This is a genomic window from Runella sp. SP2, assembly GCF_003711225.1.
In the GTDB taxonomy this organism is placed as follows: Bacteria; Bacteroidota; Bacteroidia; order Cytophagales; family Spirosomataceae; genus Runella.
The window spans coordinates 3,247,215-3,262,903 of sequence record NZ_CP031030.1; the positions used below are offsets into that span (position 1 = coordinate 3,247,215).

16 protein-coding genes are annotated in these 15,689 nt (G+C 45.1%); 14 read left to right on the plus strand and 2 right to left on the minus strand.

Annotated features, from left to right (window positions below; all coding sequences use genetic code 11):
- Position 1 precedes the first annotated feature (1 nt).
- The 7 genes from DTQ70_RS13640 (at position 2) to coaE (ending at position 5,005) form a co-directional block, all read left to right on the plus strand.
- Entirely contained in the window at positions 2–1,246 is a 1,245-nt protein-coding gene (locus DTQ70_RS13640; protein ID WP_164490014.1) for a hypothetical protein, read from the plus strand.
- 71 nt (positions 1,247–1,317) lie between these two features.
- Entirely contained in the window at positions 1,318–2,487 is a 1,170-nt protein-coding gene (nusB, locus tag DTQ70_RS13645; protein ID WP_122931315.1) for a transcription antitermination factor NusB, read from the plus strand.
- 11 nt (positions 2,488–2,498) lie between these two features.
- Positions 2,499–2,801, plus strand: coding sequence for a YtxH domain-containing protein (locus tag DTQ70_RS13650; protein ID WP_028526765.1), 303 nt, complete (start codon positions 2,499–2,501; stop codon positions 2,799–2,801).
- A gap of 24 nt (positions 2,802–2,825) precedes the next feature.
- Positions 2,826–3,269 carry a DUF1573 domain-containing protein gene (locus DTQ70_RS13655; protein WP_122931316.1) on the plus strand — a complete coding sequence of 148 codons (444 nt, stop codon included), beginning with the start codon at positions 2,826–2,828 and terminating at the stop codon, positions 3,267–3,269.
- A gap of 46 nt (positions 3,270–3,315) precedes the next feature.
- Entirely contained in the window at positions 3,316–3,621 is a 306-nt protein-coding gene (gene yajC, locus DTQ70_RS13660) for a preprotein translocase subunit YajC (protein ID WP_122931317.1), read from the plus strand.
- Between the two features lie 2 nt (positions 3,622–3,623).
- Positions 3,624–4,394 (plus strand): hypothetical protein, encoded by a 771-nt coding sequence (locus DTQ70_RS13665; RefSeq protein WP_122931318.1) that lies wholly within the window; start codon positions 3,624–3,626, stop codon positions 4,392–4,394.
- A gap of 14 nt (positions 4,395–4,408) precedes the next feature.
- Positions 4,409–5,005 (plus strand): dephospho-CoA kinase, encoded by a 597-nt coding sequence (gene coaE, locus DTQ70_RS13670; protein ID WP_122931319.1) that lies wholly within the window; start codon positions 4,409–4,411, stop codon positions 5,003–5,005.
- A gap of 14 nt (positions 5,006–5,019) precedes the next feature.
- Here the strand turns inward: coaE and DTQ70_RS13675 are convergent, their stop codons facing one another.
- A complete protein-coding gene (locus DTQ70_RS13675; protein ID WP_122931320.1) occupies positions 5,020–5,433 on the minus strand; it encodes a helix-turn-helix domain-containing protein in 414 nt (137 codons plus the stop codon).
- A 397-nt stretch (positions 5,434–5,830) separates the two neighbouring features.
- On the opposite strand from DTQ70_RS13675, the gene DTQ70_RS13680 reads away from it, so the two are divergent.
- From DTQ70_RS13680 to DTQ70_RS13690, 3 genes are all read left to right on the plus strand, one after another.
- The gene (locus DTQ70_RS13680) at positions 5,831–6,067 is read left to right on the plus strand and encodes a hypothetical protein (protein ID WP_122931321.1); all 237 of its coding nucleotides are present in this window, start codon (positions 5,831–5,833) and stop codon (positions 6,065–6,067) included.
- 72 nt (positions 6,068–6,139) lie between these two features.
- Positions 6,140–7,309: an HlyD family secretion protein gene (locus DTQ70_RS13685; protein ID WP_122931322.1), complete on the plus strand. Its 1,170-nt coding sequence runs from the start codon at positions 6,140–6,142 to the stop codon at positions 7,307–7,309.
- Positions 7,293–9,521: a peptidase domain-containing ABC transporter gene (locus DTQ70_RS13690; protein WP_122931323.1), complete on the plus strand. Its 2,229-nt coding sequence runs from the start codon at positions 7,293–7,295 to the stop codon at positions 9,519–9,521. The genes DTQ70_RS13685 and DTQ70_RS13690 overlap by 17 nt, the downstream gene beginning before the upstream one ends.
- Before the next feature lie 10 nt (positions 9,522–9,531).
- On the opposite strand, the gene DTQ70_RS13695 is transcribed toward DTQ70_RS13690, so the two are convergent.
- Positions 9,532–11,187: a sodium/sugar symporter gene (locus tag DTQ70_RS13695; RefSeq protein ID WP_122931324.1), complete on the minus strand. Its 1,656-nt coding sequence runs from the start codon at positions 11,185–11,187 to the stop codon at positions 9,532–9,534.
- A gap of 257 nt (positions 11,188–11,444) precedes the next feature.
- On the opposite strand from DTQ70_RS13695, the gene DTQ70_RS13700 reads away from it, so the two are divergent.
- From DTQ70_RS13700 to DTQ70_RS13715, 4 genes are all read left to right on the plus strand, one after another.
- A complete protein-coding gene (locus DTQ70_RS13700) occupies positions 11,445–11,900 on the plus strand; it encodes a lipocalin family protein (protein ID WP_122931325.1) in 456 nt (151 codons plus the stop codon).
- 3 nt (positions 11,901–11,903) lie between these two features.
- The gene (miaA, locus tag DTQ70_RS13705; RefSeq protein WP_122931326.1) at positions 11,904–12,824 is read left to right on the plus strand and encodes a tRNA (adenosine(37)-N6)-dimethylallyltransferase MiaA; all 921 of its coding nucleotides are present in this window, start codon (positions 11,904–11,906) and stop codon (positions 12,822–12,824) included.
- Positions 12,825–12,869: 45 nt separating this feature from the next.
- Positions 12,870–14,639, plus strand: a complete 1,770-nt coding sequence (locus DTQ70_RS13710) for a DNA polymerase/3'-5' exonuclease PolX (protein WP_122931327.1) — start codon at positions 12,870–12,872, stop codon at positions 14,637–14,639.
- Between the two features lie 248 nt (positions 14,640–14,887).
- Positions 14,888–15,688 carry an MbnP family protein gene (locus tag DTQ70_RS13715; protein WP_122931328.1) on the plus strand — a complete coding sequence of 267 codons (801 nt, stop codon included), beginning with the start codon at positions 14,888–14,890 and terminating at the stop codon, positions 15,686–15,688.
- Position 15,689 lies beyond the last annotated feature (1 nt).

Here is a 15,689-nt window from a genome sequence, read left to right on the forward strand (position 1 = left end):
CATGTTTGTCATTGTCGGAAAAACCATCATTTCATTGTTGTGCGCAGGACTTGCGGGCGGGCTTATTGCGTTTCGTGCAAAAATTGAAAAGTACCTACAAAACTACGACGACCGACTTGTACTACTGCTCGCTTGGGTGTTGACACGTCTGGTTCCTTTTGTTCTTATTTTTGTGGTGTTCAATCAAACCCCCTTCTCTGACCTCGATGGTTTTTTTGGACAAGCCCGCGAAGCCGTTCAGCTAAAGCTCGTTTATCGCGACTTTTATTGCATGTATTCGCCCTTCTTTCCCTACGTCAATGCCCTTGGTTTATGGTTTTGGCTAGACAAAAAAGCCATTATTTTGGTAATGATTCTCATGGAAGGCGGCGCACTTTGGACAACAAATCGTTTTTACGCCAATACAATTTTACCTTCCGAACGGCTTTTCCGAAGCCTTTTGTACCTTTTATTGCCTGGCTCGTTGGTTTTATGCGTTTTGGGAGGACAAGAAGACGTCTGGATGTGGTTAATGTTTATCGGTGCATACCTAGTTTGGCAACGCACCCAGCGCGTCGAATGGTTGGGCGTTGGGCTCGTCGTTGGGTTTTTATTTACCAAAGCTGTTTTTATTTTGGTAGGGCCTGCGTTGTTATTTCTCGTTCCCAAGCCCGTTCGTTGGATTTCGGCAGCGGCAGTTGCAGGCGTAGCTTCGTTAGCCGTCTTGTACCATACTACCGAGTGGCTTTGGCTCGAACAACCCCTGAATGAGGCCGCTACCCTACGCGCCCCCAACTGGCTATCGGTGGTAAATCCCCTGACATTTGATGTATTAGGAGCAGGAGCCAAACGCTGGAATTGGGTAGGACTTTTGCTCACTACGGGGCTTGGCACAATCTTGGCCTATCGACTCCGTCACCAGCCATTTCCCCGTGCTTTCTCGGCAGTTTATATTGTGATTTACGGCACCATGATGATTGCCCAGCAGAGTGCCTACAGCAATTATATCTTTCTGTTCCTTTTACCATACGTTTTTCAGTGGCTCAACTTCGCTGACCGAAAGGAAGTAGGTTTATTCCTACTTTTTAACTGCCTGTGTGTCATTCACCCATCGCTGTGGTGGCGACTAAAAAGCCCTTATTATCACACTATTTCGGAGGTTTTCGCTCAGCCTATCTATATACTCGACTACACCCTCCAACTAGGAATTGTACTACTTACTTTCTATTTTCTTCGCCAAGTTTGGCAGAAAGCAACAGATTTTTAAGTACCTTTGCGGCTGGAAACACAAGCAAGTTCTTTTCCTTGCTGCTTATTTGCACAAACTCTCAGGACTGAATGTTAAGTCGAAGACATCTACGCATTAAGGTTTTGCAAAGCCTCTATGCTCTTCAGGCTGCCCGCGAGGCAGACTACCAATTGGCCATAGATTTCATCACGGAGTCGTTTAAGCCTGATCTCAACTCCATGACCCCTCAAGACCCCGTCAAACTAGAGGGAATGCGAAAAATAACCACGCTCTTACTCGAAGAAAATTACCGCAAAGGCACCATCCCTGACGACGACGACACGCCCGCAACGGCTGTTGTGACGGCGCGGAATGCCCTCAAGTACTACGAGGATTTGTACAAAAAAGACAAACAACGCCTTTCTCGCCAACTTACGCCCGAAGTTGAGGCCATTTATTCGGCCTACTTGCTTCTTTTACAGCTATTTATTGAGTTAAGTTTTCTTTCACAAAGCGAGCGCGAACGTCAGTACGATGACCCAGATAGCAACCCGATTGCAAAATTGTCAGGGTTTGATACCAACCAAGTGGTAATTGCTTTGTCGGAAAGCAAAAAGCTCGAAAGCGAATTTATTCGTCATGGTATTTCGTGGGGAGAAGAGGTAACGGGTCTGATTCGTAAGATGTTCCGTGAAGTTTTTCGTCAAGACGAAACCTACCGTGCTTATTGCGCCCAAAAAACCCATACGCCCGAAGAAGACCAACAATTGGTGCTGTATGCGTTGAAAGAGGTGATTCTCAAAAACGAAGATGTCATCAACTTTTTTGAATTAAGAGACCTTTATTGGGGAGAAAACGGTGATTTGGCTCGTAAAATGACCAATAAAACCCTCAAGTCGGCCACAGAAGGTAGTGTGCAGATTGTCCCACTGACCGACGACTGGGAAGAAGACCGCTCTTTTATGCAAGAATTGTTTGACGAAACCGTTAACCGTAATGATGAGTTTGAAGCGATTATCGCCGAACCACTCAAAAACTGGGACTTAGAACGTCTTTCGGCCATGGATTACTTGATTTTGAAAATGAGCGTTTCCGAAATGATTACCTTCCCTGGCATTCCAGTGAAAGTATCCATCAACGAAGCCATTGAAATTGCAAAAGATTATAGTACGCCAAAAAGTGGTAAATTTGTCAATGGAATTTTAGATACCCTCTCAAAAAACCTAATCAAAGAAGGTAAAATCCGTAAGAGCGGAAGAGGACTTTTAGACAACAAGTAAGTACAACTACCATGAATAATTCAACAAAAACATTAATTGCTTTCTTAGCGGGAGTAGCTACTGGAGCAACCATCGGAATCTTATACGCACCTGCCGAAGGACAAGTAACCCGTGACAAACTTTCGTTCCGTCTTTCAAAATACCGTGAGCAGCTTCAAGGTCTTATTACTGACTTGCTCGAAGGTAAAGACTTACCCGAAAGTTTGGCCAAAGCAGAAGGTCAAAAAGTAGTGGCAGACACGCGCGAAAAAGCAGAACGCCTACTCGAAGATGTCGATCGTTTGATGGCGCAAATCAAAGGACAAGCGTCTTAATTTTTTTCCATTATTCACAAATCCATGAAACGTTCCCTTTTTATTGTTTTAACGCTTTGGGGTTTATGGAGCTGCGGCAGTACCCAAGACAAATCAGCCTCAAGCAGCCTCGACGATAAACTCCCGAAAATTGAATTTGCCGACGATATTAAAAACGTTGATTTTGGTACCATTGCCGAAGGACAACAAGTAGAGCGCAAATTCAAGTTTAAAAACACAGGCGACTTTCCTTTGATTATCAACAACGTGAGCGCTTCTTGTGGTTGTACCATTCCCGAATGGCCCCGCGACCCCATCGGCCCCGACGAAGAAGGAACAATCTTGGTACGTTTTAATAGCAAAGGTAAGCAAGGTCCTCAGTTTAAAACAGTGACTATTTTTGCTAATACCAACCCTGCTACCAACGATATTCAGTTTAAAGCAGACGTAACTCCCGCTCCAACGGCGGACTCAACGGCCGCAAAGTAAGACGAAAAACTTCTTAGACTTAACTTCTAACATATCACCTACGAGAATGAACAGTATTTTTTTACAAGCCGCATCTGGCCAAACTAGCATGATTTATCAGCTTTTGATGTGGGCAGGTATCATTGGAGTGTTTTATTTCTTCATGATTCGTCCGCAACAAAAAAAGCAAAAAGATCAAAAGAAGTTTTTGGAAGAACTTAAAAAAGGCGACGAGGTAATTACCATTGGCGGTTTGCACGCAACGGTCATTTCAGTATATGAAACAACCGTTACCCTTGACGTGGACGGCAAAGGCACTAAAATGAAATTCGAGAAATCTTCTATTTCGCGCAAAGCTGGAACAACTGCTTAATCGTGGCACAATTACCTGTCTCTTCAAAGCCTGCTCGTAGCCGCACCCTGATACTCAGTCTGGTTGCAGCTACGATTATTTGGCTTTTCAACGAACTCAACAAAGACGGCTATACGCTGCGGGTTCCGTATCCTGTTAAAATTTCTTACAACGACTCGTTGTACATTTCCATTCATCCACTTCCCCGAAGCGCCAATGCCATCATTAAAGGCAGCGGCTGGACACTCCTTCGCAAATCAATCGCCTTTACTGTTCCGCCCGTTACTTACGTCATCGAAAACCCCTTGGCCACCAACTCTATCAATACCAGCGCATTAGCGGCTGCTATGAATGAGCAAGTAAAAGATGTGGACATTACGCACGTAGAACTTGACAAAAATCGAGTTGATTTTGAAGAACGCGTCGTTAAAACATCTATTCTAAAAGTGGACAGCTTGGGGCTCAATCTGTTTCCCAAATTTGTCGTGTCGAGCCTCATCAACCTTCGCCCAAATAAGGTGACGTTCGAGGGGCCTGCGTCGTTGGTGAACGATATTGCAGATACGTTGATTGTGAAAGTCCCCGCCAAAAAAATCAGGGGGAATTACGACGAAGAGCTTCCCATTCGCTATCCACAATCGCCCTTGCTAAAAACCAGCGCCGAGCGCGTTTTTGTCAGCTTTGAAGTAGCCGAATTTTTGGGAACGCCTCCTCCCCCACCCCAACCCAAAGAGCAAGAACCCGTCAAAAAGGCCACAACAAAAAAAGCCAGTAAAGGGAAGAAAAAGAAGTAATTGACGTATTCATCATGGCTTTACAAATCGGAATAACAGGAGGAATCGGTTCGGGAAAAAGTGTGGTATGCCGTATTTTTGAAGCACTTGGTGCACCTTTTTATTCGGCCGATGAACGTGCCAAATGGCTCCTCAACAACGACGAAAAACTCAAAAAAACGGTAGAAGCGCTGTTGGGGAAAGACGCCTACCTAGCCGACGGAAGTTACAACCGCAGGTGGGTAGCACAGGAAGTTTTTTCAAAACCTGCCTTGCTTCAGCAACTCAATGCCATCGTACATCCAAGGGTAGGAGAAGATACCGAGGCTTGGGTAAAAAAGCATAAAAAAGCGCCCTATTTGGTCAAAGAAGCAGCTATTATGGCCCGAGCAGGCCAACGCAATTCACTCGACAAAATTATCGTTGTGACAGCCCCCACTGATCTTCGCATCGCTCGGGTTTTACAACGAGACCCTCAGCGTACCGAAGCCGAAATCAGGGATATTATTTCGAGGCAAATATCTGATGATGAGCGACTTCAACTAGCTGATTTTGTAATCAAAAACGACGAAAGTCAACTTCTAATTCCGCAAGTGTGGGAACTCCACCAGTTATTTCGTAAAAAACGATAAAAGGCATATTTTTTTCAACAACTTTTATCACGAATAAGGCTTCTTAAAAACAGGATTTCTTCTTGCATTGCCTGAATCTTCCGTTCGTACAATTCCCGCTCTCGTTCCGAAAGTCCCACCTGAAACAGTACGTTGCTCCCTTCTTTGGTTGTTGTTGATACAATGGCCGACTTGGCAGGAGCAAACGTATTTCCATCAAAAGCCAACAACTGCATTACTTCCACGTTGAGCACGTCGGCAATCTTATTGAGGTTTGAAAACGAAATATCAACCTCTCCGCGCTCAATCTTACTGTAAGACGTCTGCGAACGCCCCAGTTGAGAAGCCATAAATTCTTGGGTAAAATCACGCAATTCGCGGATTTTACGGATTTTCGTACCTACCCATTTCATGTGGGGTACGTTTGGGTGATTATTTAACGATGTCATTTTTGGATTAGGATAGAGTTTTCCTTGGTTATATACGGTTGTGTGAATTAAAAAGATTTACATGTTTAAAAAATTTTTTTTGGTAGGTAAAAAAGCTTCCATTGGTATATAATTCGCCTAATTGAACATTATTTAACATTTTTTATTTTCTTGGTATAATACAACAAATACCTCCAACTATTTCATATATTTTTCTATAAATAACCCAAAAGAATGGTATGTGCTTATTAGATGTATTCGTAAAATAGTCGCCAAACGGTTAAAGTAAAACCTACAAAATTTGAATTGGCTTTAGACGGTAGCCATATTTGCCTTACCAATCTTCCTCTGAATATCGGCCGAATTCGCAAGAGCATTGGTGTTTAAATCAAATAACAACCCATAAATTCAATTCAAAATGAAAACGTTAGACTTAAACTCGTACGGCGTATCTGAAATGAACAATTTCGAAATGGTAAACACCGACGGACAAACTTGCATCCCTGTTCCTACATGTGTAAATCCTGGCGCAACAGTTGGTGTAGCACTTGGCGTAACAGTAGGTGTGACAACCAAAGTAACTGGCATCGTTGGTGGTGTAAAAGGCTCTTTGCTTGGCAAAGTTGGAAACCTCCTCGGTGGTTGCGGCTGCTAATATTTAACTTCTGAGCGAATTCCTCTTTGACTTACCCTTGGTTTGCTGAAGAGGAATTCCTCTTTTATACCCATGGCCCAACTCCTACCCGATAGCTTTATCGACAACACAACGCACTTGTATTTACCAAAAGTAAAAGCAAGGTCGATGGTACTGTATGCCCTTGTACTTGGTGCAGTTATAGTCTTCGGTGTTGCCGCATTTTTTATTAAAATCGACGTTTCATTTACATCAAGCGGCACCATTCGGTCGGTAGCCGAAAAAACGGAAGTGCGCTCGCTCGTCAGTGGTCGCGTATTAACAGCCCATGTTCGCGAAAATCAATTGGTGAAAGTCGGTGATATTCTGCTGACCCTTGCCCCCGACGCCCTTGAAGAAAAACTACGACTCAGCCATTTTCAACAATCTGAGCAACAACAACTTATCAATGACTTAATCTTCCTCACCAGTCCGAAGTACGACCTAACAGATGCCTTGGGCAATCGGATGTTTAAAACATCGCTGTATGCCCAGCAGTACAATCAGCTCCAAGCCCAGTTAAAGGAAAACGAAGTGCGGCGCAACAAAGTAGAAAAAGAACTCAAAGCAGATAAATATTTACACAGCGAAAAAGTGCTTGCCACCCGCGATTTAGATGCCAAGCAGGCTGAATATGACCAACTTTACGAGGAATACCGTCTCTTGATTGAGCGCCAAGTAAGCCAATGGGAAGCCGAGCTGAATACGGCCAAACTACTATCGGCCCAACTTAAATCCGAAGAAGGTCAACTGGCCAAAGAGCGTCAATTATATACCATTAAAGCGGCAGTGGCAGGCACTGTTCAACAATGGGCGGGCAAGTACGAAGGTAGCGTCGTTCAGTCGGGCGAAACGTTGGGCATCATTTCTCCTGACTCAAGTTTGCTGGTCGAATGTTACATCAAAGCATCTGACATGGGTCTTTTAAAACTCAAACAAACTGTACTTTTTCAGTTGGACGCCCTCAACTACCGCGAATGGGGTCTTGCCCGTGGTAGTGTAATTGACATTGCACGTGATTTTACTTTGATCAACAACCAACCCGTTTTCAAAGTAAAATGCCGTCTCGATACTCCCTCCTTAAAATTACAAAATGGCTACGAAGCTCGCCTCCAAAAGGGAATGACGCTCCAAGCCCGCTTTGTGATTGTACAACGTACGCTTGCGCAATTGGTCTTTGATAAAATGGAAGATTGGCTAAATCCGAATGCGAAAAGGGATTGAAATAAAACAGCACGATACCACCGACTGCGGCGCGGCTTGCCTTGCCTCAGCGGCCGCGTATTATAAATTACAGATGCCGATTGCGCGCATCCGTCAGTTTGCCCATACCGATACCCGTGGCACCAACGTAGTAGGTATGATTGAAGCCGCTAACCGCCTTGGTTTTCAGGCCAAAGGGGTTAAAGGTACGCCCGAAAGCCTCTCCAAAATCCCCAAACCATCGATTGCCCACGTGAGCGTTCCGTTGGTTTCTGACAGCGACGCTGGTCGTGAGGAAGCACGGGGATTACACTACGTAGTCATCTACGAAGTGACCGACAAAAAAGTCACCTACATGGACCCTGCGGTGGGGAAAATGGTCAAAAAATCGCTGAACGAATTTGTGTCGATGTGGACGGGCGTATTGGTACTTTTGTTGCCCAACGAACAGTTTCAACAAGGCAACGAATCAGTAACCATCACGACTCGCTTTTGGCAACTGATTCGTCCGCACCAAACCGTGATGATTGAAGCGCTTTTTGGCGCCATTATTTATACCATTTTAGGGTTAGGCACATCGATTTACGTCCAAAAAATCGTGGATAACGTGCTCGTTGAAGGCAATCGCAACTTGCTCAACTTGATGAGCATCGGAATGCTTTTACTCATGGTACTCCAACTTTTTATTGGTTCTACCAAAACAATTTTTGCCCTAAAAACAGGCCAACAGATTGATGCCCAGTTGATTTTGGGCTATTACAAACACCTGCTAAAACTTCCTCAAACGTTTTTTGATACAATGCGGGTGGGCGAAATCATTTCGCGCGTTAATGATGCCGTCAAAATCAGGGCCTTTATCAATGATGTTGCCCTCAATCTGATTGTCGATATTTTCATCGTCTTTTTTTCCTTTGGGTTAATGTTTAGCTACGATGCCAAATTGGCGTTGATGATGGCAGCTATTATTCCACTGTACGCCCTTACATACTGGATTGCCAACCGGATCAACCGAACTACCCAGCGAAAACTCATGGAAAACAGTGCCGATTTGGAAGCGCAGCTTGTCGAATCGCTCAACAACGTGGCTACCATCAAGCGTTTTGGGTTGGAAGAATACGCCAATCTAAAGACCGAAAACCGTTTTGTGACGTTGCTTCGCTCGGTATATCATACTTCTACCCGCACACTCTATTTGGGCAATGCGGCGGCGTTGATTACCAACATTTTCACCATTTTGCTCTTGTGGGTCGGGTCGGGGCTTGTACTCGACCGTCAACTTACGCCTGGAGAATTGCTCTCATTTTATGCCCTTGTTGGCTATTTTACGGGCCCCGCCGCAGGGCTCATCGAAATGAACAAAACGCTCCAAGAAGCCCTCATCGCCGCCGACCGACTGTTTGAAATCATGGATTTGGAACGAGAAACCACTGAAAATAAAGTCCCGTTGACGATTGACATGCTCGGCGACATTCGTTTTAAGGAAGTGACTTTTCGGTATGGTTCGAGAACAACGATTTTTGAGAAATTAAACCTGCTTATTCCCAAAGGAAAAATTACGGCCGTAGTGGGTGAAAGTGGCAGTGGTAAATCGACTTTGTTGTCACTTTTGCAAAACTTGTACCCACTGCAAGCTGGAAATATTTACATTGGAAATTACGACATCAAGCACCTCGACAACAACAGTTTACGCCAAATGGTAAGCGTCGTACCCCAACAGATTGATTTGTTTGCTGGTACTGTTGTCGAAAATATTGCCGTTGGCGAATTTGAGCCAGACATGAAAAAGCTCATTTTTTACTGTAATCTCCTAGGAATCACCGATTTTATTGAGCGGCTTCCCAATGGTTTTCAGACGACATTGGGCGAACGCGGGGCCAATTTGTCGGGTGGACAGCGGCAACGGTTGGCCATCGCCCGTGCGCTATACCGAAACCCACACATCCTGATTTTGGACGAAGCTACCTCTGCCTTAGATTCGGTTTCAGAGCAGTATGTTCAGCGTACTATTCAGCTCTTGCGTCAAGAAGGAATCACGGTTATTTTGATTGCCCACCGCATGAGTACCATCAAAAATGCCGATAAAATTGTGGTATTACACGAAGGAAAATTAGTAGAAGAAGGCACCCATCAAACGCTATTGCAGAGTCCAGTCGGCACTTATCGTCGTTTGTGGGAACAGCAAAACGGTGCTGTAATGGCCACTCACCTCAACGGCGTTGGCCATTACAGCTAACCAAAAAGACCTACCAGAAAATCCAGTAAATCAAGCTAAAAGTTACAATAACGGCAATGGCACCCATGCGGAACGATGGCGTTACGCGGAACCATTCCGAACGTACCTCAAACGCATTTTCTTGGTTTTGACCCTTCGATTGGGCAAGGCTAATCGCTACGTGAACCGCCGAGCAAATCCAGAACACAACTCCCATACGATTGAGGAACGGGAAGGCTGGGTAAAGATTTTCGATAACGGCCGACAACGCAATACTCAACACCGCTGCGGCCAAAGCGCCATTGGCAGTGGCTTTTTTCCAGAAAAATCCGAGCAAGAAAATACTCAAAATACCTGGTGAAATATAGCCCGTATAAACCTGAATGTATTCAAAAGCTTGGCCAAAATTAGCCAACAACGGACTGACTATCAAGGCAATAATAAAGGCAATTACAATTACTACTCGCCCTGTCCACACGGTTTGTTTTTCAGTTAAGTTTTTGTTGAAAAACTTCTGGTGAATGTCTAATACATAAATGGTTGAAATACTGTTTGCTTTCCCTGCCAAACTTGCCACAATCGCCGCCGTTAAGGCTGCAAAAGCGAGCCCTTTCAAGCCTACAGGTAATAAATTGAGCAACACTGGATACGCATTATCGGGTTTGACGATACCGTTTTGCGTAATTCCGTTTACAATCGACGTATCAGCATTTTCTTGGAATAATACATAAGCTGCAAGTCCTGGCAATACCACGATGAAAGGCATCATCATTTTCAAAAAAGCTGCAAACAACACACCGCTACGTGCCGTATTGAGGTCGGCCCCGAGGGCGCGCTGCGTCATGTATTGGTTGCAACCAAAATAATTAAGGTTGTTTACCCATTGACCACCAATGATAAACATCATAATACCTGGAAGCTGGTTGTAGGCATCAATAAACCCGCCACGCCCGTCGTGAACTTGGTATTGGCCTGGGGTAAAAATCATGTGCAAGTGGCTATCTGCTTTTTCACGAATGAGGCCAAGCCCTTCCATAATGCCTGCACCCGTTCCCACCTTGGCAGAAAGCAAATCTAGAGCCAAGTAGGTGGTAGCCAATCCACCAAAAATCAAACAAACGACCTGAATCACGTCGGTGTAACCAATCACTTTCATTCCTCCCAAAGTGATAATCACCGCGAAAGTAGTCAAGAAAATTGCACAAGGCATGAATGAAAAGCCCGTCATTTTTTCCAAACTCAATGCCCCCAAATAAATAATGGACGTCAGGTTCACAAAAATGTAAAGGAACAACCAAAATACCGCCATAATGGTCGCCAAACGCTCATTGTAGCGCTTCGACAAAAACTGCGGCATGGTATAAATTTTGTTGTTGAGATACATGGGCAAGAAATAAACCGCCACAATAATGAGCGCCACTCCTCCCAACAACTCATAGACAGAAATGGCAATCCCAAGCTGGAAAGCCTGTCCGCTCATTCCGATAAACTGCTCCGCCGAAATGTTGGAAGCAATGATTGAAGCCCCAATCGCCCACCACGTAAGTGAACCTTCTGCCAAGAAAAAGTCCTTGGAATCAGCGGTTTGCTTGCCTTTGTGTTTATATACCCAATAGCCGTAGCTGGATACAATAACGAAATAAATGAGGAAAATTACGTAATCAAGGGTTTCTAGTCCTAGCGTCATAAAAAGTCAGATTGTAAGAACGGGTTCTTGATAAATGATAGGTTTATTTTGGGTTTATGTCAAAAAGACACAATTCGCCTTTTCGTACTCATTTTTCTTAAAATCATTTCGCTCACCTTTTATACTATTGTGCTTTCACACAATTCTCGGCAAACTTCGGCAGTATATTTGCACAACAAAAATCTATAAACCGACCTTCGTCTTATTATTCCCAAAAATAAAAACATTAACTTTGACCATTCTTAACTTTTTTGGCTATGAAACTTGTTCGTTTGTGGATATTTTTAGCGATGACCGTGTTCGGTTTAAGTCAATGTAACCTATCCAAAAATGGAGGTGAAGAACCCGCCCCTGACCCTAATGTCTCTAAAACGGAGCTTTTGGCAGGAAAATCCTCAAAAGCGTGGGTACTAACTGCTTCAAAAATCAACGGTAGTGATGTTTTAGGACAAAGCATTCCTTGTGTGCGCGACAACAACATGGTCTTTAAAACCGACAAAAACTACGAGTGGAACGAAGGTGCAACCAAATGCCGTACGCAAGACGACCAAGTCTTTGAAAAAGGAACGTGGGCTTTTAACACCGCTGAAACCGAGCTGGTGCTAAATAACGAGACGAACTATAAAATCCTCAAACTCACCGAAAATACCCTCCAAGTTTCATATACAAACGTATTTGGAGAAACCTTGGAAATGACCTTTAAGCCTAATTAATTCTTGCAAAAACTTCTTATCGTCATTGCTGGCCCCACGGCAGTGGGAAAGACAGACTTATGCGTTCGACTTGCCCAAACGCTCGAAACGGAAGTCATTTCGGCCGATTCTCGGCAATTTTACCGTGAGCTTTCCATCGGCACGGCTAAACCTTCACTGGAAGAATTGAAGGGGAAGGGTGTTCCGCATCATTTTATTGACTCTCATTCCATTGAAACCTTGTACAGCGCGGGTTCGTTTGAACGCGATGCGCTGGCACTTTTGGAACAGCTGTTTCAGACCAAAGACATTGTGATTCTCACAGGCGGCTCGGGTTTGTACATCAAAGCAGTGTGTGAAGGGCTGGATAATTTGCCAGAAACGCCTCCCGAACTACGCACCCAACTCATGTCCCGCCTCGAAACCGAAGGCTTGGCCGTGTTACAAGCGGAACTCCAACAACTTGACCCCGTTTACTGCGCTACCAACGACCTCCAAAATACCCAACGGGTGGTTCGAGCGCTGGAAGTGTGTTTGCTCACGGGCAAACCTTATTCGTCGTTTCGGGAAAAACAGGTCGCTCAACGCCCTTTCCGAATCATCCAGATTGCGCTAGAACGCGACCGCGACGAATTATATCACCGCATCGACGCCCGTATGGACCAAATGCTGGCTGCTGGGCTGGTCGAAGAGGCACGCTCGGTCATCGCCTTTCGCGAACACAATGCGCTGCAAACCGTTGGTTATAAAGAGATTTACGATTATTTTGACGGAGCCTACGACTACGCCGAAATGGTACGATTGCTCAAACGCAATACCCGACGCTACGCCAAACGCCAACTGACGTGGTTTAAGCACCAAGGCGATTTTCGGTGGTTTCATGCCTCTGATTTTGAAGGTATTTTATCGTATATTAGCGAGCAGCGAAATGCAGATAACGGTTAACAGATAACAATTACACGGATAACAAATCAAAGAACAAACCCTGCCATGTCAAACGAAGAAATTGTTGAAGTACTCGAACTTACCGTCAAATTAATGGAGCTTCACAATGCCGATGCGTTCAAAACGCGGGCATTTGGCTCTGCCGCCTTTAACCTCGACCGCTTCAAAGACGCCGAACTTGCCAGTCTTTCGGCCGATGAACTCACAAAAATTCAGGGAGTTAGTAAAAACATGGCGGGGAAACTCGTGCAGCTTGTTGCCACGGGGCACTTGGCCGAACTCGACGAATTGTTGGCACAAACTCCCGTTGGCGTCTTGGAAATGTTTAAAATCAAAGGCATTGGCCCCAAGAAAATTGGCACCATTTGGCGGGACTTGGGCATCGAAACCCTCGAAGGCTTGCAGGCGGCTTGCGAAAGTGGCCAAATTGCCAAATTGAAAGGCTTCGGAGAAGGGACGCAGCAAAAGATTTTGGACTCGATGGCTTTCTTACGAAGTCAGGCGGGGAAACTTCGCATGGACAAAGGAGAAGCCCTTGCTACCCTTATTTTGGAAGAATTGCAGCCTCATTTTGCCCAAATCGCCATCACTGGTGAGGTAGCTCGTAAGTGCGAAATTGTGGAAACGATTCAGTTGGTTGTGGGTACCGAATCGCCCGTAGCGGCGGCCCGAATCATCGGTTCGGTGGGTTGGTTGGTACAAAATCCTAAAGAATCGTCGCCGTTTGTATGGCGTGGCAAAATCCAAGACCGCAGCCAAGCCACTGACCTTCCGCCCCAAGGCGAAGAAATTGAGGTAAAAAAGACGCTAGAAGTAAACGTTGAAATTCAATTTGTTCAGCCCGAACGCTTTGAAAACGAGCGCTTTATTTCGGACAGTGCCCACGCTCACTTGTTTGCTAAAACCCCATCGGGACATACATTATTATCCTTGGCAAACACCGCCCAAGCGTTTGTGTCAGCCGAAGAAATCTACCAAAGTGCAGGGCTTCCGTACATCGTTCCCGAAATGCGCGAAGGATTGGGAGAATTTGACTGGCGCAGCACCCACGCCAACGAAGACTTGGTAGAATGGCAACACCTACGCGGAATTTTGCACAACCACAGTACCTATTCCGACGGAAAGCACAGCCTCGAACAAATGGCGCGTTTTTGTCAAGAACTTGGTTTTGAATACCTTGGCATCGCCGACCACTCCCAAACTGCGACCTATGCCCAAGGACTCAACGAAGAACGCGTAGAACAACAACACGCCGAAATCGACCGCCTCAACCAAACTTTTGCCCAAGAGTTTTCGACTCCTTTTAAAATCTTGAAAGGCATCGAATCCGATATTTTGGGCGATGGCTCGCTCGACTACCCCGAAAGTATTTTAAAAACCTTCGATTTTGTGGTGGCGTCGGTACACAGCAACCTCAACATGAACCTCGAAAAAGCCACAACGCGCTTACTTCGGGCCATCGAAAACCCTTATACAACCATTTTAGGACACCCAACGGGGCGTTTATTGTTGGCACGGGCAGGCTACCCCATTGATTACAAATTAATTATCGATGCCTGCGCCCAAAACGGCGTCGTCATCGAAATCAATGCCAGTCCGTGGCGGTTGGATTTGGATTGGCGCTGGATTCGGTACTGCATGGAAAAAGGCGTGATGCTTTCCATCAACCCCGATGCCCACGAAAAAAATGGGTATTACGACATGCACTACGGCGTAGCCGTGGGACGAAAGGGTGGTTTGACCAAAGACATGACCTTCAATGCCTTGTCATTGACCGACCTTGAAGCCCATTTAGCCAAACGTAAGAGCCGCTAAGTACTTTACTTTGATACTTTTAAAACACATAGAGCACAATTAGAATAAACACATAGTAAACAAAGAAAGCCACAACATCGACCTTTAGATTTGTTTTCTATGTGAAAATTCTATGTGGCCTATGTGTTTTAAAATGGATGCGTAACACCTTCCCAACAACAATTTTATTTTTCTCGCATCATTTTCGCCCGATAACGCGTTACTACTAAAAGAAAACTATCTTTACGTAAATGTAAACTCCTAGCACAATGAAAAAGCTATTCTTCGGGCTTTTGATTTTCGCAACTGCGCTGCAATCTTGCAAAACTGACCCAGATCCCAATGAAAAAAATACGCTTACCTTGTCTTTTGCCAATAAAGTAGGCACGCAAGACGTGGTGTTGGGCAAAGAGTCGTACCAAAATGCCGTGGGCGAAACGTTCGGCGTAACTACCTACAATTATTTCATCAGCAACATTTCCCTCAAAAAATCAGACGGAACGCTTTATACCATTCCGCAAGATTCAAGTTATTTTCTTATCAAAGAGTCCAATCCTGCCTCCAAAAAAATCACCCTGCGGGGCGTTCCAGCAGGCGACTATACCGAACTCCGTTTTATGATTGGGGTCGATAGCCTTCGCAACACCATGGACATCAGCCGCCGCACGGGCGTGCTTGACCCTGGCGACGCTACCCACGACGGCGACGGGATGTATTGGTCGTGGAACTCAGGTTATATTTTCCTTAAAATTGAAGGAACTTCACCTCAAGTGGCTGCCGATGCCGCAGGAAACCGCAAATACCGCTACCACATTGGGGGATTTGGAGGTTATAATGCCAAGACTTTTAACAACCTACGTACCGTAACGCTGCCGTTGGGAAGCGTAGCTGCAACCGTTGGGCCAAACCAACAGCCAGTGATTGAAGTGGTAAGTGATATTTCTAAGATTTTTAACGGTACGCAAAAAGTAAGCCTCGCCCAGTACCCCACGGTGATGTTTGCCGATTATTCCACTACAGTTGCCAACAACTACGTCAACATGTTTAGCATTGGCGGCGTAAAAGATTAAC